The following is a 23,004-nucleotide window of genomic DNA, read 5'->3' on the forward strand; positions in this document are numbered from 1 at the left end:
AGCCGTTCAGGGCATGTCGAGATGCAAATGCCGGTGGTGGATAGATGGTTCGATTGCCTTCGCTTAAAGCGGCGGCTTCAGGCAATCCGGCGTGCTGCGACTCGACCCATGGGATGCAAGGAATGGACCTGGAATGGCGCACCTGTTTCTTCCTCAACGAACAGCGCCAGATTGGCGATTTCGATGGGATGGCGCAGGTAGGGCGCGAAATATTCGCGCAGCGTCTTTTCGAAGAGCGGCATTTCCGTGGTTGAGAGCGGGCCGGTCAGCGCCATGTGGAAACGGAATTCTTCCATCACATAGGGGTGGCCCCAGCGATGCAGATTGGCGAACTGCGTGGCGGAAAGGCTGTCAGGATCGCAGCGCTCCAGCTCGGCCTCGCTGAGCGGCGCGCGAAAGGCATCGAATTCCTGCACCACCGATGCAGCGAGGAAGCGCATGGTCTCGCAGGGCACTGCCGGGGCCAGACCAAAGAAGTTTCCAAGCCGCACCACTTCGAGATGCGGCAGTTCGAAGGGATCATGAGCACCGGCAAACCGCATCAGGTGGCGCAGCAGCATGGCTTCTGAGACATCGGCGGGCAATCGGAAGGGAGCCTTGAGCGTCGCCTGAAAACCGTAGCGGCGCGGCACAGCCGTATGATAAGCGATATCGTGCAGGCCTATGCCGCGGATTGCAGGAGGCTCCACGGCTTCGCCGGAAAACGCATTCCGACCGAGCCACTGGGCTGCGGCAAGCGCCAAAGGGTCATGAGCCGGCGGCGTGAAATGAATGGCATAGCGCATGCGTCACCTTCTCGTGAGTCCTTATCCAGAGCCCCGTGTTTTACGCAATGCTCAACAATCCCCGTCGCAGGGGTTAAGTGATTTGCGTGACAGATTGACGACGAAAAATGGAAGATTCGCGTTTAACGCGAAGCCGCCGCCAGGTGACTTTCGAGCAGGAAGGACGGCGGAAGCCATATTTCCTGGGAAATCGCGGCACCAATCGCTGCAGCTGCCAGAGCATGGGCCAGACCGAAGCTGACCTTGAAACCACCTGTGAGTGCAATCACTTGGGCGTGATCCGGATGCGGTCCCACCATAGGGTCTCGGTCCACCGCCTTCGGCCGCAGGCCGGCCCAGCGTTCGATCACCGGCGCATGCACGAGGGCCGGGACGAGCGCACGCGCCCGCTCGACCAGATCGTCGAGCCGGACATCGGTGGACTGCGCATTGTCGAAACTTTCTTCGCTGGTGCTGCCGATTGCCACATGACCGTCCTCATGCGCCACGACATAAAGCCCGTTGAGGAAGATCACCGGCAGGGCCGGATCGACATCCGCTTTGAGGAGCGCCGCCTGGCCTTTGACCGGCTGCCCGAGAGGGCGCGGAAGCGGCGGCGATATCGCCTGCAGCAGCGGGAAGGATTGGTATCCCGCGGCGATGACGCAGCGGCCGAAGGCAATGCTTTCGCCATGGCAGAACATGGCACGCCCGGAAGACGGATCCACGCGGGCGGCTTCCAGGCCCTCGGCGATCCGCACGTGTTTTGCGCTTCGCAGGAAAGCTGCGAGCGTCGAGACAAGAGCGCGCGGCGAAACGCGTGCTGCAAAAGTGTCATGCACCAGCCCGGAGGCAGTGAAAGATGCGTCCGGCCAGCCGTCCTGCAGGGGCTGATCGAGCACGTCCCAGCGGAAGTGCCGCTCCCCCTGCTGCCAGTTGACCTCGGCATCCGCCGAATGGCGAAGGGCGATCTCGCGCAGATGCGGTTTCGGCAGCGGGATCAGCCGTCCGGAGCGGCGATAACCGCAGGCCATGCCTGTTGCATCCTCCAGCCTGGCGATTTCCTCTTCGAGGGAAAGCAGCGCCTCGAACTGGAATTGCTTCTTGTCATTCCACTTGTCCGGCATATGCGGCATTAGGGCGCCGAGCAGTCCGCCGCTTGCCCCGTGTCCCAGCCTGCCCGCATCGACGAGCAGTGTGTCGATCCCCAGCCGTTCGGCGTGCACCGCAGCCCAAAGGCCCATAATGCCGCCGCCGATGATGACGAGCTCGGCGGATGCTGGAAGGTCGTGTGCGTAACCGTGGTCAGCCTGCGGTTGACCGCCTGAGCCGGCAGGATTATCCGCATATGCCATGAACAAGCACGATCCCGAAATGGTTGAGACGACCAGCCAGACGCTGGACTGGCACGACGGCGATATGCCCTATTCCCAGAAATTTGGCGATCACTTTTATTGCCGCACCGAAGGGCGGCTGGAATGCGGCCATGTCTTCCTGGCTGGCAATGGCCTGCCGCAGCGCTGGCAAGCCGACGCGTCACCGGCAGGAGATAGCGCCGGACGCCCTTTCCGCATCGGCGAACTCGGCTTCGGCACCGGCCTCAACTTCTGCGAAACCTGGCGGCAGTGGAAGCTGGCCCGTTCCCCCGGCACGAGGCTACATTTCACCTCCTTCGAGCTTTTCCCGATGAAGCGCGACGAGATCGACAGGGCCCTGTCCCGCTGGCCGGAAATCGACAACGAGCGCAAGGCGCTTGTCGCCGCCTGGCCCGAGCAGCCGTCTGGCAATGTTGAAATTCACGCGGACCAAGCCACGCGGCTGACGATCGTCTGCGGCCCGGCTCTCGCAGGTGTGGCCAGCGCGCCGGACCCGTTCGACGCCTGGTTTCTCGACGGATTTGCACCGTCGCGCAATCCGGACATGTGGTCGCCGGAGCTGATGCAGGCACTGTTCGAAAAGACCGCTCCCGGCGGCAGCTTCGCCACCTATGCGGCCGCCGGCTTCGTGCGGCGCAATCTCATAGCGGCCGGATTTGCGGTGGAGCGGCGGCCGGGATTTGCGGGAAAGCGCGAAATGCTGTCCGGCAAGAAGCAGTAATTAGGAATAGACTGTACTCGCCGGCGTCTCTTCTATCCGGAGACGGAAGTGGCGACGGCTCCGTCAATCCAGGTGCGGATCTTGTTTTCCAGGGCTTCCGGGCTGATCGGCTTGGACAGGTAGTCGTCCATGCCCACTTGGAAGCAGAGTTCGCGGTCGCTTTCCAGCGCATGCGCCGTCACGCCGATGATCGGTGTATGGCCGCCCATGTCCAGTTCCAACTCGCGGATCTTCTGGGTCGCCTGGTGACCGTTCATGACCGGCATGGAGACGTCCATGACGATCACCGCCGGATGATGTTTCTGCCAGGCTTCCACCGCTTCGGCGCCGTTCTTGACGATCTGGAACAGCCAGCCGGTGGTCTGCAGGATCTGCGTGAAGACGATCTGGTTGACCTCGTTGTCTTCCGCCACCAGTACATCCAGCACCGGCGCCGGCGCGAGAGGAGGCGTCGAACCGCTGTCGGCCTTGGAAGTCGCGGAGGGCGGCGCAGGAACAGTAGGAGCCGCCGGGGGGACATCCGGTGCCGGCATGCGCCGCTTCGTGCGCACCGAGCGCACCACGTCGATGATCGTGCTGCGCAGCAGGTTGGCGCGCGCCGGCTTCATCAGATGCGCCTGGATGTTCAGGGAAGCAAAGACATTGTCGTCGCTTGCCATGTCCATGGAGGTCAGGAAGATGATGCCGGTGCCGTCGAAACGGCGGTCCTGGCGCATCAGGCGGGCGAAATCCAGGCCGTTCATGTTCGGCATATGATAGTCGAGCACGATTGCATCGATGACGACGCCGAGACGCGCCGCTTCGCCGAGCACCGCCAGGCCTTCGGCGCCGCTTTCGGCAGCGACCGTGTCGAAGCCCCACATGCTCAGCTGTTCGGTGAGGATGCGGCGGTTGACAGCATTGTCATCCACCACCAGAACCTTGGCACCGCTGGTATTGATCGGCAGTGAAGTGGCCGATTTGCGGGCGCTGACCACTTCGAAGGGCAGATGAACCGTGAAGGCCGAGCCGCGCCCGACTTCGCTTTCTACTTCGATATATCCGCCGAACAGTTCCACCAGGCCGGATGTGATGGCCAGCCCTAGCCCGGTGCCTTCGTGACGGCGGGTCGACGATGTGTCGACCTGCGAGAACTTCTCGAAAACCGACTTCAGCTTTTCTTCCGGAATGCCAAGCCCCGTATCTTCGATGCGGATCGCCAGCATGAGCTGGCCATCGGCAGCGGGCTCGGACTTCAGGTCGATGAAGACATGGCCCTTTTCGGTGAACTTGACGGCATTGCCGACCAGGTTGGTGACGATCTGTCGGAACCGTCCTGCATCCCCGAGCACCGTCTCCCGCACCGATACGTCGCCGCGTACGATGAGCTCGATATCCTTCTCGGCAGCCGAAGAAGACAGAAGCGTCGCCACATCCTCGATCGCCTCGACCGGGTCGAAGGGCGCCTTGCGCAGCTTCATCTGTCCGGCGTCGATCTTGGAGAAGTCGAGAATGTCGTTGATGATCGTCAAGAGCGCATTGCCGGATTTGACGATGATGTCGATGAAGGTCTTCTGTCGGGTGTCGAGACTGGACTTGGCCAGGAGTTCGGCCATGCCCAGCACGCCGTTCATCGGCGTGCGAATCTCGTGGCTCATATTGGCCAGAAATTCGGACTTGGCCCGGTCGGCAGCCTCGGCGCGATGCAGCAGCCGGGTCAGTTCTTCCTCGCGTTCCTTGCTTTCCGTTACATCGGTGAAGATGGCCAGCCAGTGTTCGCTCGCCGTCAGCGTCGCCTCGACCTTGATCCATTTGCGGCCGTTGATTCGGAAAGAAGCGAATGCCGGCTTGCCGCTGGCAATATTTTCTTCCCAGGAGCGCAGCGTCGCAGCAGCTTCCGCGGGGCTGCCGAAATCCCCCCGCCCGACGCACAGGCGGAAGATTTCACGCCAGCTGGCGCCCTGCCCTACCACGTCCGATGGAAGTTCCAGCATGGCCGGAAGCGCATCATTGGAAAAGACAACCGCGCCGTCATGCAGGATCAGCAGACCCTGCGACATGGCGCTGGTGGCATCGCGCATTAATGCGCCATGCGTTTCGAGCGCCGCCCGTGCCTCCTGGATCTCTTCGTCGCGGCGACGCACGGCGGTGATATCCATATAAGTCAGCAGCGTTTTTCCGCCGGAAAGCCTGGTTCCCGACGCGACAATGACCATGCCGTGCAGCGTCTTGACTTCGATCGGAGGGCGGCCGTCGGGATCGACCAGCGCTTCGATACGCTCCTGGTAGATGTCCTCGAAGCTCTGATTGCGCGCTGCGTAGGAGCCCTGGTCGAAATTGGCCTTGAGATAATCCCGGTAAGGACGGCCGACGAGATCGAAACGCTCTTCCGCATCCCAGAAGTCGTACACGGACGGATTGACGTATTCGAAGGTGAAGTCTTCTGTGAGGATGGCGATCCCGACCGGAAGGGCATGCAGAATAGTCTGCAGGTCCTGGCTCACCTTCTCCGCCTTCGCCTGTGCTTCCTTGATCAGCGAGACGTCCGTCCGTGACCCAACAAGATAGTTTTGGCCTCCTTCGGTGCTGATGCGGCGCAGGCGCGTCAGAACAGGAATGATCGAACCGTCCGGAAACGTCATCTCCTCGGACTTATCGATCGACTGGCCTTCCATGACGGCGGCATTTTCGGCGCGAAACTTTTCCGCACCCCAGGGAAACATCTCGATTTCCGTTTTGCCCAGGAACTGCTCGCGATCGCCGCCGAGCATTTTCTCATAGGCATGGTTAGCATAGGTGAGTTCGTAGTTTTCGTTGCGTACGAAAACCGGGGCCGGCAGGTCTTCGAGGATCGAGCGGAAAAGCTCGGTCTCCGCCACCTGGCTGCGGAGCAGCATTTCCTGCTCCTTGAAATCCGACACGTCGTGACGCACGGCAATCAGCAGGCCGTTTTCCAGTCGCTTGCTGAGCGTGCGAAGCCAGCGACCATCGGACAGATGATCGAGGCTTTCGTGATAAGGAAGCTTGAAGGGCTTCAGCCGCTCGGCGATCCAGACGGATTTTTCCGCAGCCGTCCTGCCGGTGCTTCGGGACCCGAGATTCTGCCGCCGCTCGAAGGCGTAGCCAAGAATTTCCGACAGCGTCACGCCCGCTTTGATCTCTATGCCCAATGGCTCGAAATGATTGGCAAGCTGCGCATTGCAGTAGATCAGCGTGTCGTTCTTGTCGTAGATGCCGATGCCCATTTCCAGCATGTCGAGCGCGTCGTCGATCAGCGCGCCGTTCAAGGAAGGCTCTGCAGGCTGCACCGACGGGACGACGACAAGATGCCTAGGGGCAGATGCGAGGCCCTGCTGCTTCGGTATGGCCGCATAGGTGCCGAACAGATAGGCATGGTCGTTTTCGGTGAGGAACCGTTCGATGTAGATTTCCTGGCGCAGCACGCCGGCACGATCGAAGCAGAGCGCCGTCTCGTCGCTGCCAAAGACGATGGCGCGGCATTCCTTTTCCTTGCGCTCGGCATCTTCGGTGCTCCCGGGCAGGCTACCGGTCACCTGGCCGACCAGATCTTCCGGCTGCACGCCGAACAGGCGCGCATAGGCAGCGTTGACGGCGACATAAACGAGGGCGCTGTCCTTAATGAAGGCGGGCTCGGCGAGATCTTGGATCCGCGCGCAGGCTCTTCTTAGCAGTTCGCTCTCCACCTACCCCCACTTGCTCGTTAAGCCGAGACCGATTCGTTAACCCTCAATCGGAGGATAACACCATAGCGGGTGTTAACAACGCGTTGTTGGCTGAGGTTGGCGGACGGTTTTGTTGTTTCTCAGGCCTTAGCCTGCCGATCCACACGCTCCGGTATTCCAGTTGAGGCGGACTGTGGTCGCAAATGGCGAGGACAATCCGGCTGAAATTCTGAGACAGTGTCCTCGCTATGACGCGGACGGGATAATCATGAGCGAGATTACGACACCTCCTCTGCCAAGCTCCGAGGGGCAAGGTTCCGAAGCGCCAGATACCGAAACGCTGGCTGCCGCACCCGAGCGCCGCAAACGCGCCGGCGGACGCGGGGCCGAGCGCCACCGAAGCGGCACGGAGACCAGCCGTTACCGGAAACTGGTCAACACGATCGCCCGCACGGAGATGCTTTCGGCCGAAGCGCTGGAAGACATCCACGAGGCCTCCCTGACCGTGCTCGAGGAAATCGGCATGGATATCATCCTCCCCGAAGCGCGCGACCGCATGCGGGCGGCCGGGGCCGAGGTGAGGCCAGGCAGTGAAAGGGTCCGGTTCGACCGGGGTCTCATTCTCGAAATGATCGCCTCCGCCCCCTCCGCCTTCACCATGCATGCTCGCAACCCTGCCCGCAATGTCGACATCGGCGGTAGTAATCTGGTCTTTGCACAGGTCGCCTCCGCGCCTTTTGTCGCCGATCGCGAAGGCGGCCGGCGGGCCGGCAACCAGGCGGACTTCCGCAAGCTGATCAAGCTCGCCCAGCATTACGAAATCATCCACACGACCGGCGGCTATCCTGTCGAGCCGATCGACATCCATCCTTCGGTCCGCCACCTCGACTGCCTGTCCGATCTGGTGACGCTGACTGACAAGGTCTTTCACTGCTACTCACTGGGGAAACAGCGAAATCTCGACGCCCTGGAGATCGCCCGCATCGGCCGCGGCGTTTCCATGGAGCAGATGGAAAGCGAGCCATCGCTGTTTACCGTGATCAATTCCTCCTCGCCGCTGCGCCTCGACGGGCCGATGCTGCAGGGGATCATCGAAATGTCGTCGCGGGGCCAGGTTGTCATCATGACGCCTTTCACGCTCGCCGGCGCCATGGCCCCGGTGACGATCGCGGGAGCGCTGGTGCAGCAGAACGCCGAGGCGCTCGCTGGCATCGCCTTCACGCAGATGGTGCGGAAGGGCGCCCCGGTCATGTATGGCGGCTTCACCTCCAATGTGGACATGAAGACCGGCGCGCCGGCCTTTGGGACACCGGAATACATGAAGGCGGTGATCGCCGGGGGCCAGCTGGCCCGCCGCTACCGCATTCCTTACAGGACCTCCAACACCAATGCCGCCAATACGCTGGACGCGCAGGCGGCTTACGAGTCCGCCATGTCGCTCTGGGCGCTGACCCAAGGCGGCGGCAATTTCGTGCTGCATTCGGCCGGCTGGACGGAGGGCGGACTGACGGCCTCGTTTGAAAAATTCATCCTCGACGTCGACATGCTGCAAATGGTGGCGGAATTCCTGACGCCGCTCGACGTCAGCCCGGACGCGCTGGCCCTGGATGCCGTGCGCGACGTTGGCCCCGGAGGCCATTATTTCGGGACTGCCCATACGCTGGCCCGCTACGAGACCGCCTTCTATTCGCCGATCCTGTCCGACTGGCGCAATTTCGAGACGTGGACAGATGCCGGCCGGCCGACCACCTACGACCACGCCAACCGCATCTTCAAGGAGGCGCTCGCCGCCTATCAGCAACCGGCACTCGATCCGGCCATCGAGGAAGAGCTCAAGGAGTTCGTCACCCGCCGGAAGTCGGAGGGAGGCGTTGCAACGGATTTCTAAGGGAACAGAAAAGCCGCAGTTACGCCAGCTTTTTGCCGCAATGCTGTTTGTGGATTGCGCGTCGGGCGTGAAGATCAACTGAGGGTAGATCCAAGCTGAACAGCTGTTCAGATCAAATCTGTATGTTTTCCATCAATTCGTCGCCTTTGCGCATGATTATCCGCCTACCCTGAAGCAAAGGGAAAGGAACCACAGCATGCAAGTTTTCAAGAAACCTATCTCCGCCGGCCTTGCAGCATTGTCCATCGCTGGCGCCTTGGCGGCGACGGCACCGGCTGCTCAGGCCCGTGATCACCACCACCACAACAATATCCTGCCGGGCGTGGCAGCCGGCCTGGCCGGCGGCATTATCGGCGGCGCCATCATCGCCGGGTCGCAGCAGCCCGTTTATGTGGAGCCGGAATACGACTACGCGCCGCCACCGCCGCCGCCGGTCTATCACCGGACCTATTACCGGGCGCAGTATGTGCCACGGTGCCATTATGAATGGGTCGAAAACGAATGGGGTGAAGCTTATCGCGCCCGCGTCTGCCGCTAATCCCTGGCAGGATCCGCCCCTGGCTTTCAGACAAACCTGCTTCGCCACCCGGCGGGGCAGGTTTTTTTCATTTCGACGGCCCGGCCGCCAGCCTTGATCGGTCAACAAAACATCTGCTTGACTTTTGGCTGCGAAAGCACCAAATGCAGTCCAGCTTTCACCTTCCGGCCGCCGCGTGAGTTGGCCTCGCCTCAGATAATGACCGCGAAGAAGGATTAAGGCGCACAGATAGATCGCCCTGGCATTCAGGGTTTAAGCGCTGGAAAGTTTTTCCAACTTGCAAGTTCCCACTTCACGCGGGGTTCTTGACGCCACAGGTAGACCGGACGGCATGGTGCCAGTTCGGCGTGACGCTTTTGGCGCCCCTAAAAGGTATTCGACTTGACGAATTTCCAGGAGCTTGGCCTGTCCAAGCAGATCGTAGCCACTCTTTTTGCACTTGGCTACGAAACGCCTACCCCGATCCAGGAGCAGGCCATCCCGCAGCTTCTCGAAGGCCGCGACATGATCGGCCTCGCCCAGACCGGCACTGGCAAGACGGCGGCTTTCGGCCTGCCGCTCATTGAAATGCTGGCCAAGGACCCGAAGCGTCCTGACAACCGCACGACCCGCACGCTGATCCTCGCGCCGACCCGCGAACTGGTCAACCAGATCGCTACGAGCCTGAAAAGCTATGTGCGCGGCACGCCCATGAAGATCAATGCCGTCGTCGGCGGCGCATCGATCAACAAGCAGCAGCTGCAGCTCGAAAAGGGCACCGACATCCTCGTTGCAACGCCGGGCCGCCTGCTAGACCTGATTGCCCGCCGGGCGATCGGCCTGACCGCGGTGCGCTACCTGGTGCTCGACGAAGCCGACCAGATGCTGGACCTCGGCTTCATCCACGACCTGCGCAAGATTTCCAAGATGGTTCCGAAGAACCGTCAGACGCTGCTCTTTTCTGCCACCATGCCGAAAGCGATTGCCGATCTCGCCTCCGACTTCCTAAAGGATCCGATCCAGGTTTCCGTCACGCCTCCGGGCAAGGCTGCCGACAAGGTGGAGCAATATGTCCACTTCGTCGCCGGCAAGAACGACAAGACCGAACTTCTCAAGAAGTCGCTCGAAGAAAATCCGGATGGTCGCGCCATGGTCTTCCTGCGCACCAAGCACACGGCGGAAAAGCTGTCCAAATATCTTGAGCATATCGGCTTCAAGGTCGCGTCCATCCACGGCAACAAGAGCCAGGGTCAGCGCGAGCGGGCTTTGAAGGCCTTCCGCGACGGGGAGATCCGCGTCCTGGTGGCGACCGACGTCGCAGCCCGCGGCATCGATATTCCCGGCGTCACGCATGTCTTCAATTATGACCTGCCGGAAGTGCCGGATGCCTACGTGCACCGGATCGGCCGTACCGCTCGTGCCGGCCGCGACGGCATCGCCATTGCATTCTGCGCGACCGATGAAACCGGTCTGCTGCGCGACATCGAAAAGCTCATGGGCATCGAGATTGCCACGGCTTCCGGCACCCGTCCGGAAGGCATGAGCCGCCCTTCGCGCGGCGGCAACAACAACCGCGGTGGCGCCAAAGGCGGCCGGGGCGGCAACGGTGCCGGTCAGGGCCAGAATCGTGGCCGTGGCAATGGCGAAGGCCGTCCCCAGGGCGAAGGTCGTCCGGAGCGTCGCGAGCGCCCGGCCCGCAAGTCCTTCTTTGCGGGTGAAGGCGCCGAGGGCGGCGCGCGTTCCGACGAACGCGGCGCTCGCCCGCAGCGTCCGGCACGTGCCAATGGCGATCGCCCGCAGCGTGCCCGCAGCGACGATTTCCGCGGTCAGCGTCGTGGCGAGGAAGCTCCGCGCTTGGCAGCGGATAACGATCTTGCCGGCTCGACCTCCGATTTCCGTGCAGCCAAGAAGCCTGCCGCAGCATCTCATGGCGACGCGCGTCCGGCGCGTCCGGAACAGCGCAAGGCACCTGCCGGCCAGGCCCGTCCTGTCCAGAAGGCAGGCGACAACCGTGGCCCTGTGCGCTTCGGCAATGACAACCAGAGTGAAAACCGCGGTGGTCAGCAGGGTCGCAAGCGCCGTCCGGCGTAAGTGATCCTAGCCTGCTGAAATCTTCTTGAGAGGCCGCCAACGCGGCCTCTTTTTTGTCTATGGCTTCATTTTACCGCGGAGTTTCCCCCGTCGGCCCACAGGGCGGTGCCGGCAACAAAGCTCGACATCGGTCCGGCGAGGAAGAGCGCAGCCCGGGCGATCTCCTCCGGTTGAGCAATGCGCTTCAAGGCATGCAAGCCTGCCGCCCATTCCTTTTGGGCCGCGTCGCCGGCCATGGGCGTATCTGTGCCGCCGGGCAGCAGAGCATTCGCCCGGATGCCTGACGCCGCGTAGTCGGCGGTAATGCCCTTCACCAACCCCATCAGGCCGGCCTTCGAGGTTCCGTAGGCGCACATGCCGGGAATGCCGACACTCGTGCCAACAAAGGTTGACGTGAAGATGATCGAACCGCCACCGCGCACCAGCATTGCCGGGATCTGTGCCGTGGCGGCGAGAACGGCACTGATGAGATTGGTGGCAATGGTATGTTGCCATTCACCTGGCGTCACCTCCGTCAGCGGTTTGTAGGGCCCGACGGTGCCGGCATTGTTGAAGGCAATGTCGAGACCGCCGAAGCGCCCGATGGCCGTCTCGACGAGCCGGCGGTGGGTCGTCTCGTCGACGATGTCGCCACAAACTGAGGCTGCCTGCCCGCCGCTCTCCTCAATCTCGGCGACCAGCGCCTCAAGCGCTTGCTTTCCGCGCGCATTGACGACCACCGCAGCGCCCTCTTTCGCAAACAGCAATGCGGCGGCCCTGCCGATCCCGCTCGATGCTCCGGTGATGATGGCGACCTTTTTTCTCAACATGGCTATAGCTCTCCTTTAGAGTTGCCCATGCTGATTAGTGGTCTGGAGAAGGCCTCGACACCCGTTTCCCGACTGGCAACGCCATTGCCGATGGAGCGTTACCCGGCAGCCTGCGGATCCGTCTTTCGGTTGACGAGATAAACGCCGGAAACGACGATGATCGTGCCGATGATCATCGGTAGCGTCAGCGGTTCGCCGAACAGGATGGCCGCTTCAATGGCGACCACCGGCGGCATTAGATAGATCAGCGAGGCGGCGCGAGACACCTGTCCGCGGCGGATGAGATAAAGCAGCAGCGCCACCGCCCCCATGGAAATGCCGATCACTGACCAAGCCATGGACAGGATCGCCTGTTGGGTCCAGTCGAAGCGCAGGTTCTCGAGGGCCAGGGCAATCGGGATGGTCACGATCAGCGCGCCGAGGAATTGCAGCGTTGCAATCGACATCAGGTCGCCCTCCTGGAGATACCGCTTCTGATAGAGCGTGCCATAGGTGACCGAAGCCATGGCGATCAGGTTGATCAGCACCGGCAGGGCGAGGCCCTGAAGGCCTTGGTCCAGTATGCCCATGAGCTGCGGCGACACGGCGATCAGGATTCCGGCAAAACCGAGCAGCAGCCCAAGTTTCTGCAGCGGTCGCAGCCGCTCTGCCAAGAAGAACGGCGCCATCAGAGCCGTCAGCAGCGGCTGAAGCCCCGCAATGATGCCGGACAGGCCAGCAGGAACGCCCTGCCCGATCGCGTACCAGACGCCGGCAAGATAAAGCCCGTGCAGAAAGACCCCGGACAGCAGCGCGTGGCCGATCTGGCTGCGCGTTTTCGGCCATTTCGCGTTGACTGCCAGGCAGATGACGAAAAAAGCGGCGGCGGCAAGCGCATGGCGCACGGCCAGAAAGGTCACCGGATCCGCATGGGCCGCGGCATATTTGGCAACAATCCAGCCGGTCGACCAGAGGAGAACGAAAATGGCCGGAGCGGTGCGGTCGAGCATGGGGAGGTTCCGGCTGGAATGAATGGCGAGGCCTGCTTAACCCTATGGCCCTTTCCGGTCAAAACAGAAAAACTGACGGCTATGATCAATAACCGCGGCAAGGGAGTATGGCCCGCAGGCATCTTTCTGCCGTTTCGCCAGTTAGAGGCCTGGACATTCGACGGGGCAAAGCAGCTCTGCTGCAGTAGGGCTCGGCAGACAATTACCCACGGGGGGCAAATCTTTGGACGGCATCTCGCATGGTTCTTGCATTGCCGACGGCGTTGTATTCTTATGACAAAAAAAGGGGAATATGCGTTTGGCATTTGACGAAATGTTGACGGCGGAAAACCATCCGCGACCGCCATACAAGACCTATCACGACTGGTATGCCAATCAGGATGCCGCCCACCTGATCCGCAAGACGCAGGACGCGGAAAACATCTTCAGAAGAACCGGCATTACCTTCGCAGTCTACGGCCATGCCGACAGTTCGGAAAAATTGATCCCCTTCGACATCATCCCGCGCATCATTTCCGCTCGCGAATGGCGAAAACTGGCCCAGGGCATCGAACAGCGGGTCTTGGCGCTCAACGCCTTTCTGGACGACATCTACCACAAGCAGGAAATCATCAAGGCGGGCCGCATTCCGCGCGAACTGATCGAGAAGAACGTCGCCTTCCTCCCCGAAATGATCGGCTTCAAGCCGCCGGGCGGCGTTTATACTCATATCGTCGGCACCGATATCGTACGCACCGGCGAGGATCAGTTCTACGTGCTGGAAGACAATGCCCGCACGCCTTCCGGGGTCTCCTACATGCTGGAGAACCGGGAAACCATGATGCAGATGTTTCCCGAGCTCTTCACCCTGAACAAGGTGCAGCGCGTCGAGGATTATCCACGGCAATTGCGCCAATCGCTCTCCTCGCTGGCGCCGCCCGGCTGCAAGGGACGGCCACGGGTCGCGGTGCTGACGCCAGGCATCTATAATTCCGCCTATTACGAGCATTCCTTCCTGGCCGACCAGATGGGCGTCGAACTGGTGGAAGGCTCGGATCTTCGTGTCATCGACGGGCGGGTCAAAATGCGCACCACCCGCGGCTATGAAGCGATCGACGTGCTCTACCGCCGCGTCGACGACGACTTTCTCGATCCCCTCACCTTCCGCCCGGATTCCGCACTGGGCATACCCGGCATCATGGATGTCTACCGCGCCGGCAATATCACCATTGCCAATGCACCGGGCACCGGCATTGCCGATGACAAGGCGATCTATTCCTATATGCCGGAGATCGTCGAGTTCTATACGGGCCGCAAGGCGCTGCTGGAAAATGTGCCAACCTGGCGCTGTTCGGAACCCGACAGCCTCAAATACGTGCTGGAGCACCTAGAGGAACTGGTGGTCAAGGAAGTCCACGGATCCGGCGGCTACGGCATGCTGGTCGGCCCGACGGCGACGAAAAAGGAATGCGAGGAATTCGCCAAGAAGCTCGCCGCAAGGCCCGGCAATTACATCGCCCAGCCGACGCTGGCGCTTTCGACGGTGCCGATCTTCGTCAACAAGGGCATTGCTCCCCGCCACGTCGACCTGCGACCCTATGTGCTGGTTTCCGACAAGGTGAAGATCATTCCCGGCGGCCTGACCCGCGTGGCGCTGAAGCAGGGCTCGCTGGTGGTTAATTCCAGCCAGGGCGGCGGCACCAAGGATACCTGGGTTCTGGAGGACTGACGCAAATGTTGGGAAGAACCGCGAACGGCCTCTACTGGATGTTCCGCTATATCGAGCGGGCCGAAAACATCGCCCGCCTCGTCGATGCCGGTCTCCGCGTCGCACTGACGCGTGCCGGCTCCTCCGACGAGGACTGGGACGGCGTGCTGCAGAGCGCAGGCGTGCGCAAGGCCTATGACCAGGTGCATGACAAGCTGACCGCCGCCGCCGCCGTTGATTACCTGCTGCGCGACGAGCAAAACCCGTCAAGCGTCATGTCCTGCATCGACTATGGGCGCAACAACGCCCGCATGGTGCGCACGGCGCTGACCCGGGAAACTTGGGAAGCCACCAATGAATGCTGGATCGACCTCAAGACGCGGCTGGCGCGGCAAGCCAAGCCGACCGACCTGCCGGAACTCATCGACGTCATCAAGCACCGCTGCGGATTGATCCGCGGTGCCTTCCACGGCTCGATGCTGCGCAACGAGATCTACAATTTTTCGCGCATCGGCACATTCATCGAGCGTGCAGACAATACCAGCCGCATTCTTGACGTGAAATACTACGTGCTGCTGCCCTCGATCAGCCAGGTTGGTTCGGCACTGGACAATTTTCAATGGGAGTCAATCCTGCGGTCGGTCTCGGCGCACCGCTCCTATGGCTGGGTCTATGACGGCGAGTACCAGGCGGCCAATATAGCCGACTTCCTCATCCTCAAGGTGCAGATGCCTCGTTCGCTCGCTTATTGCTATGAGAAAATCGTCAGCAATCTGTGCTATCTTGAAACCGACTACGGCCAGCGCCACAAGGCCCATGACACGGCTGATGCGATCAAGGCCATGCTGAAGCGCGGCTCGATCACCGACATCATGGATCACGGCCTACATGAGTTTCTCGAGGACTTCATCGGCCGCAACAACCAGCTAAGTGCGGACATTTCCGAGGGCTACCGCTTCTACCAGTAAGCTTAACCGGCAACAGGACATCGCCCATGCGGTTGAAGATTTCGCATACGACCGAATATGAATATGACGAGCCGGTACCTTATTCGCTGCAGCGCCTGCGGCTGACGCCGCTGGACGGCCCGGGCCAGAAGGTGCTGAACTGGACCGTCAGCGTCGATGGCGCCAAGGTTGAGGTCGGTTATCCGGACCAGTTCGGCAACCGGGTCGAACTGGTATCGACAGAAGACACGCAAAAAACCATCCGCATCACCGCTACGGGAGAAGTTGAAACGCAGGACCGCGCCGGCGTTTTCGGCCCGCACCAGGGTTTCTGCCCGCTTTGGCTCTTTCTGCGCGAAACGCCGCTGACCAAGCCGGGGGAACTGGTGGGCGAACTGGTCAAAAGCCTGACGGGCGACACGGAACTTGCCCGTATGCATACGCTTATGGAAGCCATTCACGCCCGGGTCGATTATATTCCTGGTACAACGACAACGGAAACGACGGCAGAGGAAGCGTTGGCGGCAAAGACCGGCGTCTGCCAGGATCACACGCATATCTTCCTGGCCGCCGCCCGCTCGCTGGAAAATCCAGCCCGCTATGTGTCCGGCTACCTCCTGATGGATGGCCAGACCGAGCAGGTGGCAACCCATGCCTGGGCGGAAGTGCATCTGCCAGGGCTCGGTTGGGTCGGCTTCGACGCCGCCAACAACGTCTGCCCCGACGAGCGCTATGTCCGGATTGCCACCGGCTTATCCTATACTGACTGCGTTCCCGTCTCCGGCATGCGGATCGGCATTGCAGGAGAGCATCTCAAAGTCTCGCTTAGCGTGGCGCCGAGCCAGACGCCAAGCCAGAGCCAGCAGGGCCAAAGCCAAACTCAAGGGTGATGGCGCTGCGGTAAAGCGGCACCTGATTGGCTGGGAAACCTGCCGGGAGAATGCCGGCGAACGTGCCGCAAGCCCGACACCACCTTTGCATGATTGGGTCCGCACTCACGCAATGAGGTTGCTATGCTGCTCGGACAATCGATCTTCCAGTCTGTTTTGACGCGGCTCGACGACGAACGTGCCGACGACATCGTGGACGACGCGGGAGAAAGTTTCCGGATCCAGGGGCTCGGCTCGGGCTTCGTGGTGTCGCCGGACAACGGACCGATGGTCACCGTGGGCGGCGCGGACGCCTATCTTGCCTTTCTTGCGGAAGAGCCCATGGCTGATCTCCAGCCGACGGCGATGCCGCAGGATGAACCACGGCCGGTACCGGTCGCGCCGCCTCATCTGCTGCGCCTGAGCCCGCAGGAGATTGCCGAGGATCTTGGCATTGCCGCTTCGGACACGGAAGCAGAGCTTGGCGAAAAACGCCGGCATTTCGCCAAGTCCAATCACCCGGACGGCGTCCCGCCTGAGTTTCGCGAGAGCGCCAATATCCGCATGCAGACCGCCAATCTGTTGATCGACACCGCCATCCGGCAGCTGTCCTGGCGGTAAAACCTTTCGCCTATTCCAGCCGCTCGTCGGCACGTTCCTGCGCCGCCGCCTTCGGCTTTTCGATGAAGAGCTTGTAGGTGGCGTAAAGGCCGACTGCACCGACCATGGCAGCCCATATCGGCCCGCCGGCATAAAGCTCGAAACAGACCCAGATCAGGCAGACGATCGGGATCATCAAGCGCCGCCACAAGGGTCGGTAGAACGGGTGGTTGGCGTCGATCATCGTCCTTATCTCCTGCGGCGCATTATCAGGCCATGTCATCTAGCCCTTCTTGTGCAGTTACGAAAGCGCTTCCAAAAAGACCCGCGCATTCTCGCGATATTCCGCCTGGCGTTCAGCCGGCATTCGCTGCCAGGCGGCGAGCACCGGCTCGAGACGCGGCACGGTCTTCAGCTTGTCCTCGTTGCGGCCGATAAAATCCCAGTAGAGCACATTGAAGGGACAGGCGCCCGGACCCGTCTTCTTTTTCGGATTATAGCGGCAATCCGTACAGTAGTCCGACATATGGGCGATGTAGCTGCCGCTCGCCGCATAGGGCTTGCTGCCGAGAAAGCCGCCATCGGCGAACTGGCTCATGCCGATGACATTGGGCATCTCCACCCATTCATAGGCATCCGCATAGACTTCCAGATACCATTGATGAACCTCCCGCGGATCGATGCCGGCTATCAGCGCGAAATTGCCGGTCACCATCAGACGCTGGATGTGATGCGCATAGGCGTGCCGGATCGTGTCGCCGATGGCGATGGCCAGGCAGTTCATGTCCGTCTTTCCGGTCCAGTAGAATTGCGGCAGCGGCCGCGTCGCCTGGAGGAAATTGGCAGTGGCCAGATCCGGCATCCTCAGCCAGTAGACGCCGCGCATATATTCCCGCCAGCCGATGATCTGGCGGATAAAGCCCTCCACCGAATTCAGCGGCGCCCTGCCCTCGTGATAGGCACGCTCGGCCGCACGGCAGACGTCCAGCGGATCGAGGAAACCGATATTGATGTAGAAGGACAGGAGCGAATGGTTGAGAAAAGGATCCGCACTCACCATGGCATCCTGCTTGACACCGAAATCCGGCAGGAACTCGGCGATGAACAGCCGGGCGGCGGCTTCCGCATCCGCCCGTGTCACGGCGAAACCGAAATTCTTGAGGCTGCCGATATGACCGGCAAAGCGCACTTCCACGAGGTCCAGGACCTCGCGGGTGATCTCGTCCGGTTCTACATGCAGATGCCGCGGTTGAAACAGGTCGCTGGAGGCCAGCTTGCGGTTTTCCAGGTCATAATTCCACCGCCGCCCTTCCGGCTCTGCGCCGCGCATCAGGAGCCCGGTCTTCCGGCGCATGTCACGGTAGAAAAATTCCATCCGCAGTTCCGGACGACTGGCGGCCCAGGCCCTGAACTCCGCATGCGAACACAGGAAGCGGTGGTCGGCGAGCACGTCGACGGCAAGACCGCTCCGAGACGACCAGCTGTCGATCATCTGCATGACCCGCCACTCACCGGCCTCGGTGACCCGTACGCGCTCGGGATCGAGGATCTGCACCGCGCGAAGGAGCTCGCCGGTGAACGAGCCGCTATTGCCGGGATCGTCCAACCTCACATAGCGGACATGAAAACCCTTCGCCTCCAGCTCCCTCCCAAAGTGACGCATGGCGGAAAAGATGAAGGCGATCTTGCGCTTGTGATGCCGCACATAGCTCGCCTCCTCCAGCACTTCGCATATGAGGATGCCGTCAAGCGCTGGATCCGCGCCGTCGAGACTGGATATGTCCGGCGACAGCTGATCGCCCAGGATGAAGATGAGGTTGCGCAGCTTTGCCACAGGGATCCGCACGACAAGAGGAATGCTGGGTGGAGCTTAGCGCGTCAGCATCGAAAGAAAAAGAACAAATTAAGAACATGAAAATATGCGTTGAACAGACACGCGGGCTCGTCTAAGAAGCTTTTCATCGGATGAAGCGAGTCATCGCTTCACGGTTAGCACCCGTAGCTCAGCTGGATAGAGTGTTGGATTCCGATTCCAAAGGTCACAGGTTCGAATCCTGTCGGGTGCGCCACTAATTTTTAGAGCGACACATAAGAGCGGATTAGTTTCGCCTATTGCGAACGGCGAGAACCATGAGGCCGGATTCTTACCGCGCCTTTCGCTTCCGGGCGTCTTGTCTGTCGGAAGTCGCTACAAACAGGACTTCGGTCAAAGCGTCCAAATCCTCTCGTCCACGCGGCAGATCGGCTCCATCCGCGTCCCCTGCAGCGCCCAGCTTTGCGGCCTCGTAAGTCTGCCAGCGGTCACACTTCATTACAGGCATTTTATCACGACCGAAATCTAACCTAGGCTCGACCGATGTGCGGCAAGTATCTTTGTTTTCGCGCTCGGAATGCAAGTATAATTGCTCTGCAAACGCGAACACGGTACTTTGCCCCGCTGTAATAAATAAGTACATTTCGAAATTGGGTGAGATTTCGAAGGTTATCCATTTTATACTCTGGAATGTTTTACGACGTAATCGGCGAACAAAAGCCTTAAGGGATTCGCAGATGCCTATCGAAGGATTCGACTGCCTTTCGCGGGTGCGCCGAATCCTTGACGTTTGGCCTGAGATTACGAATCGGGAATGACACGAAGGATAACCGCACGGGTTACGTGAACACTTACGCGCTGCCGGCGGACAACGACATGTCACCACGGCCAGCTCGCCACGAGCATGTGCACAACGGCTCTCAGGCGAAGAAGCGACGCCAATAGCGGGTCTCCTCGCCCAGCCACCTCGGAGTAATCAAGCCTGTGACGGAGCTTTCACCTCCCTAAGCATATTCGCCTTCCGCGCAACGCGCGTGCGCTGGCAGATCCAGTCGGCGAGGACACTCCTCGTCGAGACGATCAGTTAACGCGCGATGTTAGGTCCAATCGAACGCTGGGCGACGGGCGAGAGCGACTGGTTTCTCTGAGAGCGACGCTATTACCCGCGAGAGCGAGCCCGTCCGGCAGGCTTCAACAGCTCGGAAAGCATCAAGCCTGCCCGTACGCGACCAAGGTGGCCTCGCAAACCTCCGCGCCGTGACGTGAAAGAAGGTCAAAGTCGTCCTCCCATACCTTCGTCAGGTTGGTCGGGTAGTTCAGCGAAACTGCGCTCTGCTCGTCGGTGAGCCGCTCCGCGAGGGCGGCTGGCTCCATGCCGAACTGCCGCATGGAAACGCCCATTCGTATCAGGACGCCCTTCACTTCTCCACGCAAGATCGATCCCATCAGCATGCGGGATCGCAGTGCCCGTATCTGATCGCTTGCGATGTCGAAGAGCCGCGGCGAGTTGACCCTGCCCTGAAGCATCTCGGTGATCGAAAAAGACTTCGGCGGCGTCAACGGGCCCGAGGCATCGCTGCAGATGAGGAAGTCGCATCCCTGAAGGCCGTCGGCAGGCTTGTAGACGGCCTACAGACCCATGTTTTCGTAGGCCCCGCCATCCCACAGCCGAACGCGCGGCATAGGGCGCGCAATCTTCTCCTGTGGCTTCTTGCTCGCCCGGTCCGTCTTCCACCATCCATGTTCCGGCAACTCGAGCCGCAGGACGCCGATCGCATATGGAACTGCTGCCGACGCCGCGATGGCCTTCGCGATTGGGACGTCCGGGCTGAAGTGACGCCCGAACTGCCAGTCGCCCATCACCCTCTTCGAGAACCGCCAGTTCTTGCCGGTCTCGAAGCAGGTCCTGTTTATATGCCATTCCGGCGTGTCGGGCAGGTCCTTCACCGATCCTTTGACGCCCAGCGAGCGGAGAGAAGCTTGGGAAGAATCTCGGCTCTTCGAAACAGGATACGAATGTTCTCCCGGAGAATTCCGCGCTAGCCCAGGGCGGTGAGGCTGAACAGGTCGCCAACCGTAAGCCTCCTGCGAACTTCGGGATAGATCTCGTCCAGGAACTGCTGGGAGGTCGGCCATTTAAAATCAGCGTGAGAGAAGATCGCGCCCACGATCAGGCTGCCTCCGGACACGGTTGAAATCTGCGTGATGTGCTCGAGAAGGCCCAACCTGCAAGATGTCGGAGAACGCCCAGGTGGAACACCGCCGCACGAACACCGCCGCCTGAAAGAGCGAGGCCCAGCCGCGGCCTGTCTACGACGTCATCCATCTGCCAACCTCCTCGTTCCCTCCACCCGAGAATACCGCTCGCACGAGGATCATCGAGCTGGCGGAGAAACATGACGTGAAGCCGTTCCAGCATGTTCTTGCCCCCACCGCTCTGCCACTCGATGAGACGGAAGCGCTACTGGCAGCACTCGCCGATGCCCAGGCTATCACCGCATCAGAAGCACTTCGTCTACACATCGACTACATTGAGCAGCGCTACAAGTCGCGGTAAGCGGAACTCGTTTTAACGAGGGAGATCGGGCACTCCACCTCTTCCTGCCGATCCGCATCATCCCGCCCCTCTCGGAACGCCGCCGTCATTTCCACCCACAAAGGATTCGGCCACGCCCACTGCCCCGAATACGGCCTCCATCCCATGAACAGCCGGGCAACATCCGACATCTCACCCCAAATGGATTCGATTTCTTCGACAACGGCCGTAACCTTCCGCAGGAACGGCAGATTCCTCGACATGCGGTTCAGGTCGTCCTGCGCCATCGACAGGTCTTCCTCCGCCTCGATGAAATCCTGGTCGAGGAACTGGAAGACCACCGCGACCTGACGGCCGCGCCGATAGGCGACGTGCCGGAGGTCGTCGAGGATGCGGTCGGGAGCCGCCCAGTCGAAACCGGCGCGGCCCCTCGACCGGAACAGGGCCGTCTTCAGCTGCTCGAAGTGGGCAGGGTCGCTTAGGCCCTTCCAGCCGGTGACCTCCGGCGGCGCCGTCGTTGTCATGGATTCGATGGTCATGCTGTCTCTCCTTTATCCGTGCAGCCGTTGTCTGATTTTCCGGCGCGTCTTCGGCGTCGGCATTTCCTTCGGTCGTCCGGCTTCAGGCCGTCGACGATCTGCTGTCCCGTCAGATGCCCCACCCCGATCAGCTCCAGCCAGAGAGCCTCGATCGAAGTACGGTAGGATTCGACGGTGGTCTTCGCGCGTGCGAGTTGCTCCTGCAGGACAGGTTCGATCCTCTTGAGCAGCGGGCCGTCGACCCGGCGGGCGCTGTCGATCAGTCGCTCGTGGACGCCTGCTAGCCACGAGGCGAGCATGCCGTTCATGCCCAGGTTGCGGTCGAGGATGATCGCGATGCGCGTCGCTCCGTTGAGGTCGGACGCGACGCCGTCCCCAAGGTGACCGACGAAGACCTGCTCCGCGGCCATGCCGCTCATATGGATCGCGATGTTGTCGAGGTAGAACTGCCTGCCGTGGTTTGCGAGTTCCCCACCCTCAAGCACGGCGCCGCCGAGGATCTGACGCTCCAGCGAGGCCGACGCCCTGCTCTCGATAGAGACGCGCCAGACCTTGCGGGCACCCGTGGCGACCGCGACGACGGCATGGCTGGCGCGGCGGGGGAAGTTGGTGTTGCCAGAGCCGGAGGACGCAGTCGAGTTTGCGGCCATAGCTGTCGAGCCACCATCCCCTGAGCCGTCGAAGGTCAAAGCCGTTTCCCGTGCTGAGATCGTCGTGGGTCCGGTCACAATCCGTCTGGAGGAAGGAGCGTCTTCGGCCCGGATCGCTTCCATCGCTCGCGCCCTGGCGGCCACGATATGATCTTTCCATCGAACCGCGTGCGGATCATGGTAGCCACCAAGCCGGTCGACTTCCGTAAAGGTCATGACGGATTGTCGGCGCTCGTGAAGAACGAGTTGCACAAAGACCCGTTCACAGGAACAATCTTCGTGTTCCGGTCCCGTAAAGCAGATCGGCTGAAGCTGATATACTGGGATGGCTCTGGTATCGTCCTGGCTTACAAGAGGCTGGAAGAGCACACGTTCACTTGGCCTGGAATCAGGGATGGCTTGATGACACTGAGCCACGCTCAGTTCAAGGCACTGTTTGCCGGGCTTGATTGGAGGCGAGTTCATGCCGTCCAGACGAGAACCCCAGACCATCGAATAGCTGCGGCACGATGACTCAGGGCTGTAAATTCCAAAGGCAAATCGGCG

General features: G+C 61.0%; 21 protein-coding genes and 1 tRNA gene. 11 read left to right on the forward strand and 11 right to left on the reverse strand.

The window, feature by feature from the left end; translation table 11 throughout:
• Positions 1 to 77 precede the first annotated feature (77 nt).
• Positions 78 to 785, reverse strand: coding sequence for a DUF1045 domain-containing protein (locus E2F50_RS02990; protein WP_133314565.1), 708 nt, complete (start codon positions 783 to 785; stop codon positions 78 to 80).
• Positions 786 to 907: 122 nt separating this feature from the next.
• Positions 908 to 2,119 (reverse strand): NAD(P)/FAD-dependent oxidoreductase, encoded by a 1,212-nt coding sequence (locus tag E2F50_RS02995; protein ID WP_133314566.1) that lies wholly within the window; start codon positions 2,117 to 2,119, stop codon positions 908 to 910.
• On the opposite strand from E2F50_RS02995, the gene mnmC2 reads away from it, so the two are divergent.
• A complete protein-coding gene (gene mnmC2 / locus E2F50_RS03000) occupies positions 2,118 to 2,861 on the forward strand; it encodes a tRNA (5-methylaminomethyl-2-thiouridine)(34)-methyltransferase MnmC2 (protein ID WP_161973958.1) in 744 nt (247 codons plus the stop codon). The genes E2F50_RS02995 and mnmC2 overlap by 2 nt on opposite strands.
• Before the next feature lie 32 nt (positions 2,862 to 2,893).
• Here mnmC2 and E2F50_RS03005 read toward each other — a convergent pair whose 3' ends face one another.
• Positions 2,894 to 6,544 carry a PAS domain-containing hybrid sensor histidine kinase/response regulator gene (locus E2F50_RS03005; protein ID WP_133314567.1) on the reverse strand — a complete coding sequence of 1,217 codons (3,651 nt, stop codon included), beginning with the start codon at positions 6,542 to 6,544 and terminating at the stop codon, positions 2,894 to 2,896.
• Between the two features lie 247 nt (positions 6,545 to 6,791).
• Between E2F50_RS03005 and E2F50_RS03010 the strand changes: the two genes are divergently transcribed.
• From E2F50_RS03010 to E2F50_RS03020, 3 genes are all read left to right on the forward strand, one after another.
• Complete coding sequence (locus tag E2F50_RS03010; RefSeq protein WP_133314568.1) at positions 6,792 to 8,411, forward strand: trimethylamine methyltransferase family protein; 1,620 nt, start codon at positions 6,792 to 6,794, stop codon at positions 8,409 to 8,411.
• Between the two features lie 196 nt (positions 8,412 to 8,607).
• Positions 8,608 to 8,949: a hypothetical protein gene (locus tag E2F50_RS03015; RefSeq protein WP_133314569.1), complete on the forward strand. Its 342-nt coding sequence runs from the start codon at positions 8,608 to 8,610 to the stop codon at positions 8,947 to 8,949.
• A 381-nt stretch (positions 8,950 to 9,330) separates the two neighbouring features.
• Entirely contained in the window at positions 9,331 to 11,019 is a 1,689-nt protein-coding gene (locus E2F50_RS03020; RefSeq protein WP_133314570.1) for a DEAD/DEAH box helicase, read from the forward strand.
• Positions 11,020 to 11,084: 65 nt separating this feature from the next.
• Here E2F50_RS03020 and E2F50_RS03025 read toward each other — a convergent pair whose 3' ends face one another.
• Both E2F50_RS03025 and E2F50_RS03030 read right to left on the reverse strand, forming a co-directional pair.
• The gene (locus E2F50_RS03025; RefSeq protein WP_133314571.1) at positions 11,085 to 11,834 is read right to left on the reverse strand and encodes an SDR family oxidoreductase; all 750 of its coding nucleotides are present in this window, start codon (positions 11,832 to 11,834) and stop codon (positions 11,085 to 11,087) included.
• A gap of 92 nt (positions 11,835 to 11,926) precedes the next feature.
• A complete protein-coding gene (locus E2F50_RS03030) occupies positions 11,927 to 12,817 on the reverse strand; it encodes a DMT family transporter (protein ID WP_133314572.1) in 891 nt (296 codons plus the stop codon).
• Positions 12,818 to 13,115: 298 nt separating this feature from the next.
• On the opposite strand from E2F50_RS03030, the gene E2F50_RS03035 reads away from it, so the two are divergent.
• The 4 genes from E2F50_RS03035 to E2F50_RS03050 all read left to right on the forward strand — a co-directional run bounded on the left by E2F50_RS03035 (position 13,116) and on the right by E2F50_RS03050 (position 16,941).
• Positions 13,116 to 14,525: a circularly permuted type 2 ATP-grasp protein gene (locus E2F50_RS03035; protein WP_133314573.1), complete on the forward strand. Its 1,410-nt coding sequence runs from the start codon at positions 13,116 to 13,118 to the stop codon at positions 14,523 to 14,525.
• A gap of 5 nt (positions 14,526 to 14,530) precedes the next feature.
• Positions 14,531 to 15,472 (forward strand): alpha-E domain-containing protein, encoded by a 942-nt coding sequence (locus E2F50_RS03040; protein ID WP_133314574.1) that lies wholly within the window; start codon positions 14,531 to 14,533, stop codon positions 15,470 to 15,472.
• 26 nt (positions 15,473 to 15,498) lie between these two features.
• On the forward strand, positions 15,499 to 16,341 hold the full coding sequence (locus E2F50_RS03045; RefSeq protein WP_133314575.1) for a transglutaminase family protein: 843 nt from the start codon (positions 15,499 to 15,501) through the stop codon (positions 16,339 to 16,341).
• A gap of 123 nt (positions 16,342 to 16,464) precedes the next feature.
• The gene (locus E2F50_RS03050; protein WP_133314576.1) at positions 16,465 to 16,941 is read left to right on the forward strand and encodes a hypothetical protein; all 477 of its coding nucleotides are present in this window, start codon (positions 16,465 to 16,467) and stop codon (positions 16,939 to 16,941) included.
• 10 nt (positions 16,942 to 16,951) lie between these two features.
• Here the strand turns inward: E2F50_RS03050 and E2F50_RS03055 are convergent, their stop codons facing one another.
• Positions 16,952 to 17,203: a DUF3329 domain-containing protein gene (locus tag E2F50_RS03055; protein WP_245515274.1), complete on the reverse strand. Its 252-nt coding sequence runs from the start codon at positions 17,201 to 17,203 to the stop codon at positions 16,952 to 16,954.
• An 18-nt stretch (positions 17,204 to 17,221) separates the two neighbouring features.
• A complete protein-coding gene (locus E2F50_RS03060) occupies positions 17,222 to 18,754 on the reverse strand; it encodes a cryptochrome/photolyase family protein (protein WP_425375347.1) in 1,533 nt (510 codons plus the stop codon).
• A 158-nt stretch (positions 18,755 to 18,912) separates the two neighbouring features.
• On the opposite strand from E2F50_RS03060, the gene E2F50_RS03065 reads away from it, so the two are divergent.
• Positions 18,913 to 18,989: transfer RNA gene (locus E2F50_RS03065), tRNA-Arg, on the forward strand.
• A gap of 953 nt (positions 18,990 to 19,942) precedes the next feature.
• On the opposite strand, the gene E2F50_RS23140 is transcribed toward E2F50_RS03065, so the two are convergent.
• Entirely contained in the window at positions 19,943 to 20,260 is a 318-nt protein-coding gene (locus E2F50_RS23140; protein WP_202615399.1) for a hypothetical protein, read from the reverse strand.
• 102 nt (positions 20,261 to 20,362) lie between these two features.
• Positions 20,363 to 20,680: a hypothetical protein gene (locus tag E2F50_RS23145; RefSeq protein ID WP_202615400.1), complete on the reverse strand. Its 318-nt coding sequence runs from the start codon at positions 20,678 to 20,680 to the stop codon at positions 20,363 to 20,365.
• Positions 20,681 to 21,134: 454 nt separating this feature from the next.
• Here E2F50_RS23145 and E2F50_RS22885 point away from each other — a divergent pair, with 454 nt between their 5' ends.
• Positions 21,135 to 21,290, forward strand: a complete 156-nt coding sequence (locus E2F50_RS22885) for a hypothetical protein (RefSeq protein WP_161973960.1) — start codon at positions 21,135 to 21,137, stop codon at positions 21,288 to 21,290.
• On the opposite strand, the gene E2F50_RS03075 is transcribed toward E2F50_RS22885, so the two are convergent.
• Complete coding sequence (locus E2F50_RS03075) at positions 21,275 to 21,808, reverse strand: hypothetical protein (protein ID WP_133314577.1); 534 nt, start codon at positions 21,806 to 21,808, stop codon at positions 21,275 to 21,277. The genes E2F50_RS22885 and E2F50_RS03075 overlap by 16 nt on opposite strands.
• Positions 21,805 to 22,674, reverse strand: coding sequence for a M41 family metallopeptidase (locus E2F50_RS03080; protein ID WP_133314578.1), 870 nt, complete (start codon positions 22,672 to 22,674; stop codon positions 21,805 to 21,807). Before E2F50_RS03080 ends, E2F50_RS03075 begins: the two co-directional genes overlap by 4 nt.
• Between E2F50_RS03080 and tnpB the strand changes: the two genes are divergently transcribed.
• Positions 22,606 to 22,971 (forward strand): IS66 family insertion sequence element accessory protein TnpB, encoded by a 366-nt coding sequence (gene tnpB, locus E2F50_RS03085; protein WP_133314579.1) that lies wholly within the window; start codon positions 22,606 to 22,608, stop codon positions 22,969 to 22,971. The genes E2F50_RS03080 and tnpB overlap by 69 nt on opposite strands.
• Positions 22,972 to 23,004 lie beyond the last annotated feature (33 nt).

The sequence above is a fragment of the Rhizobium deserti genome (genome assembly GCF_004358025.1).
Lineage (GTDB): Bacteria > Pseudomonadota > Alphaproteobacteria > Rhizobiales > Rhizobiaceae > Neorhizobium > Neorhizobium deserti.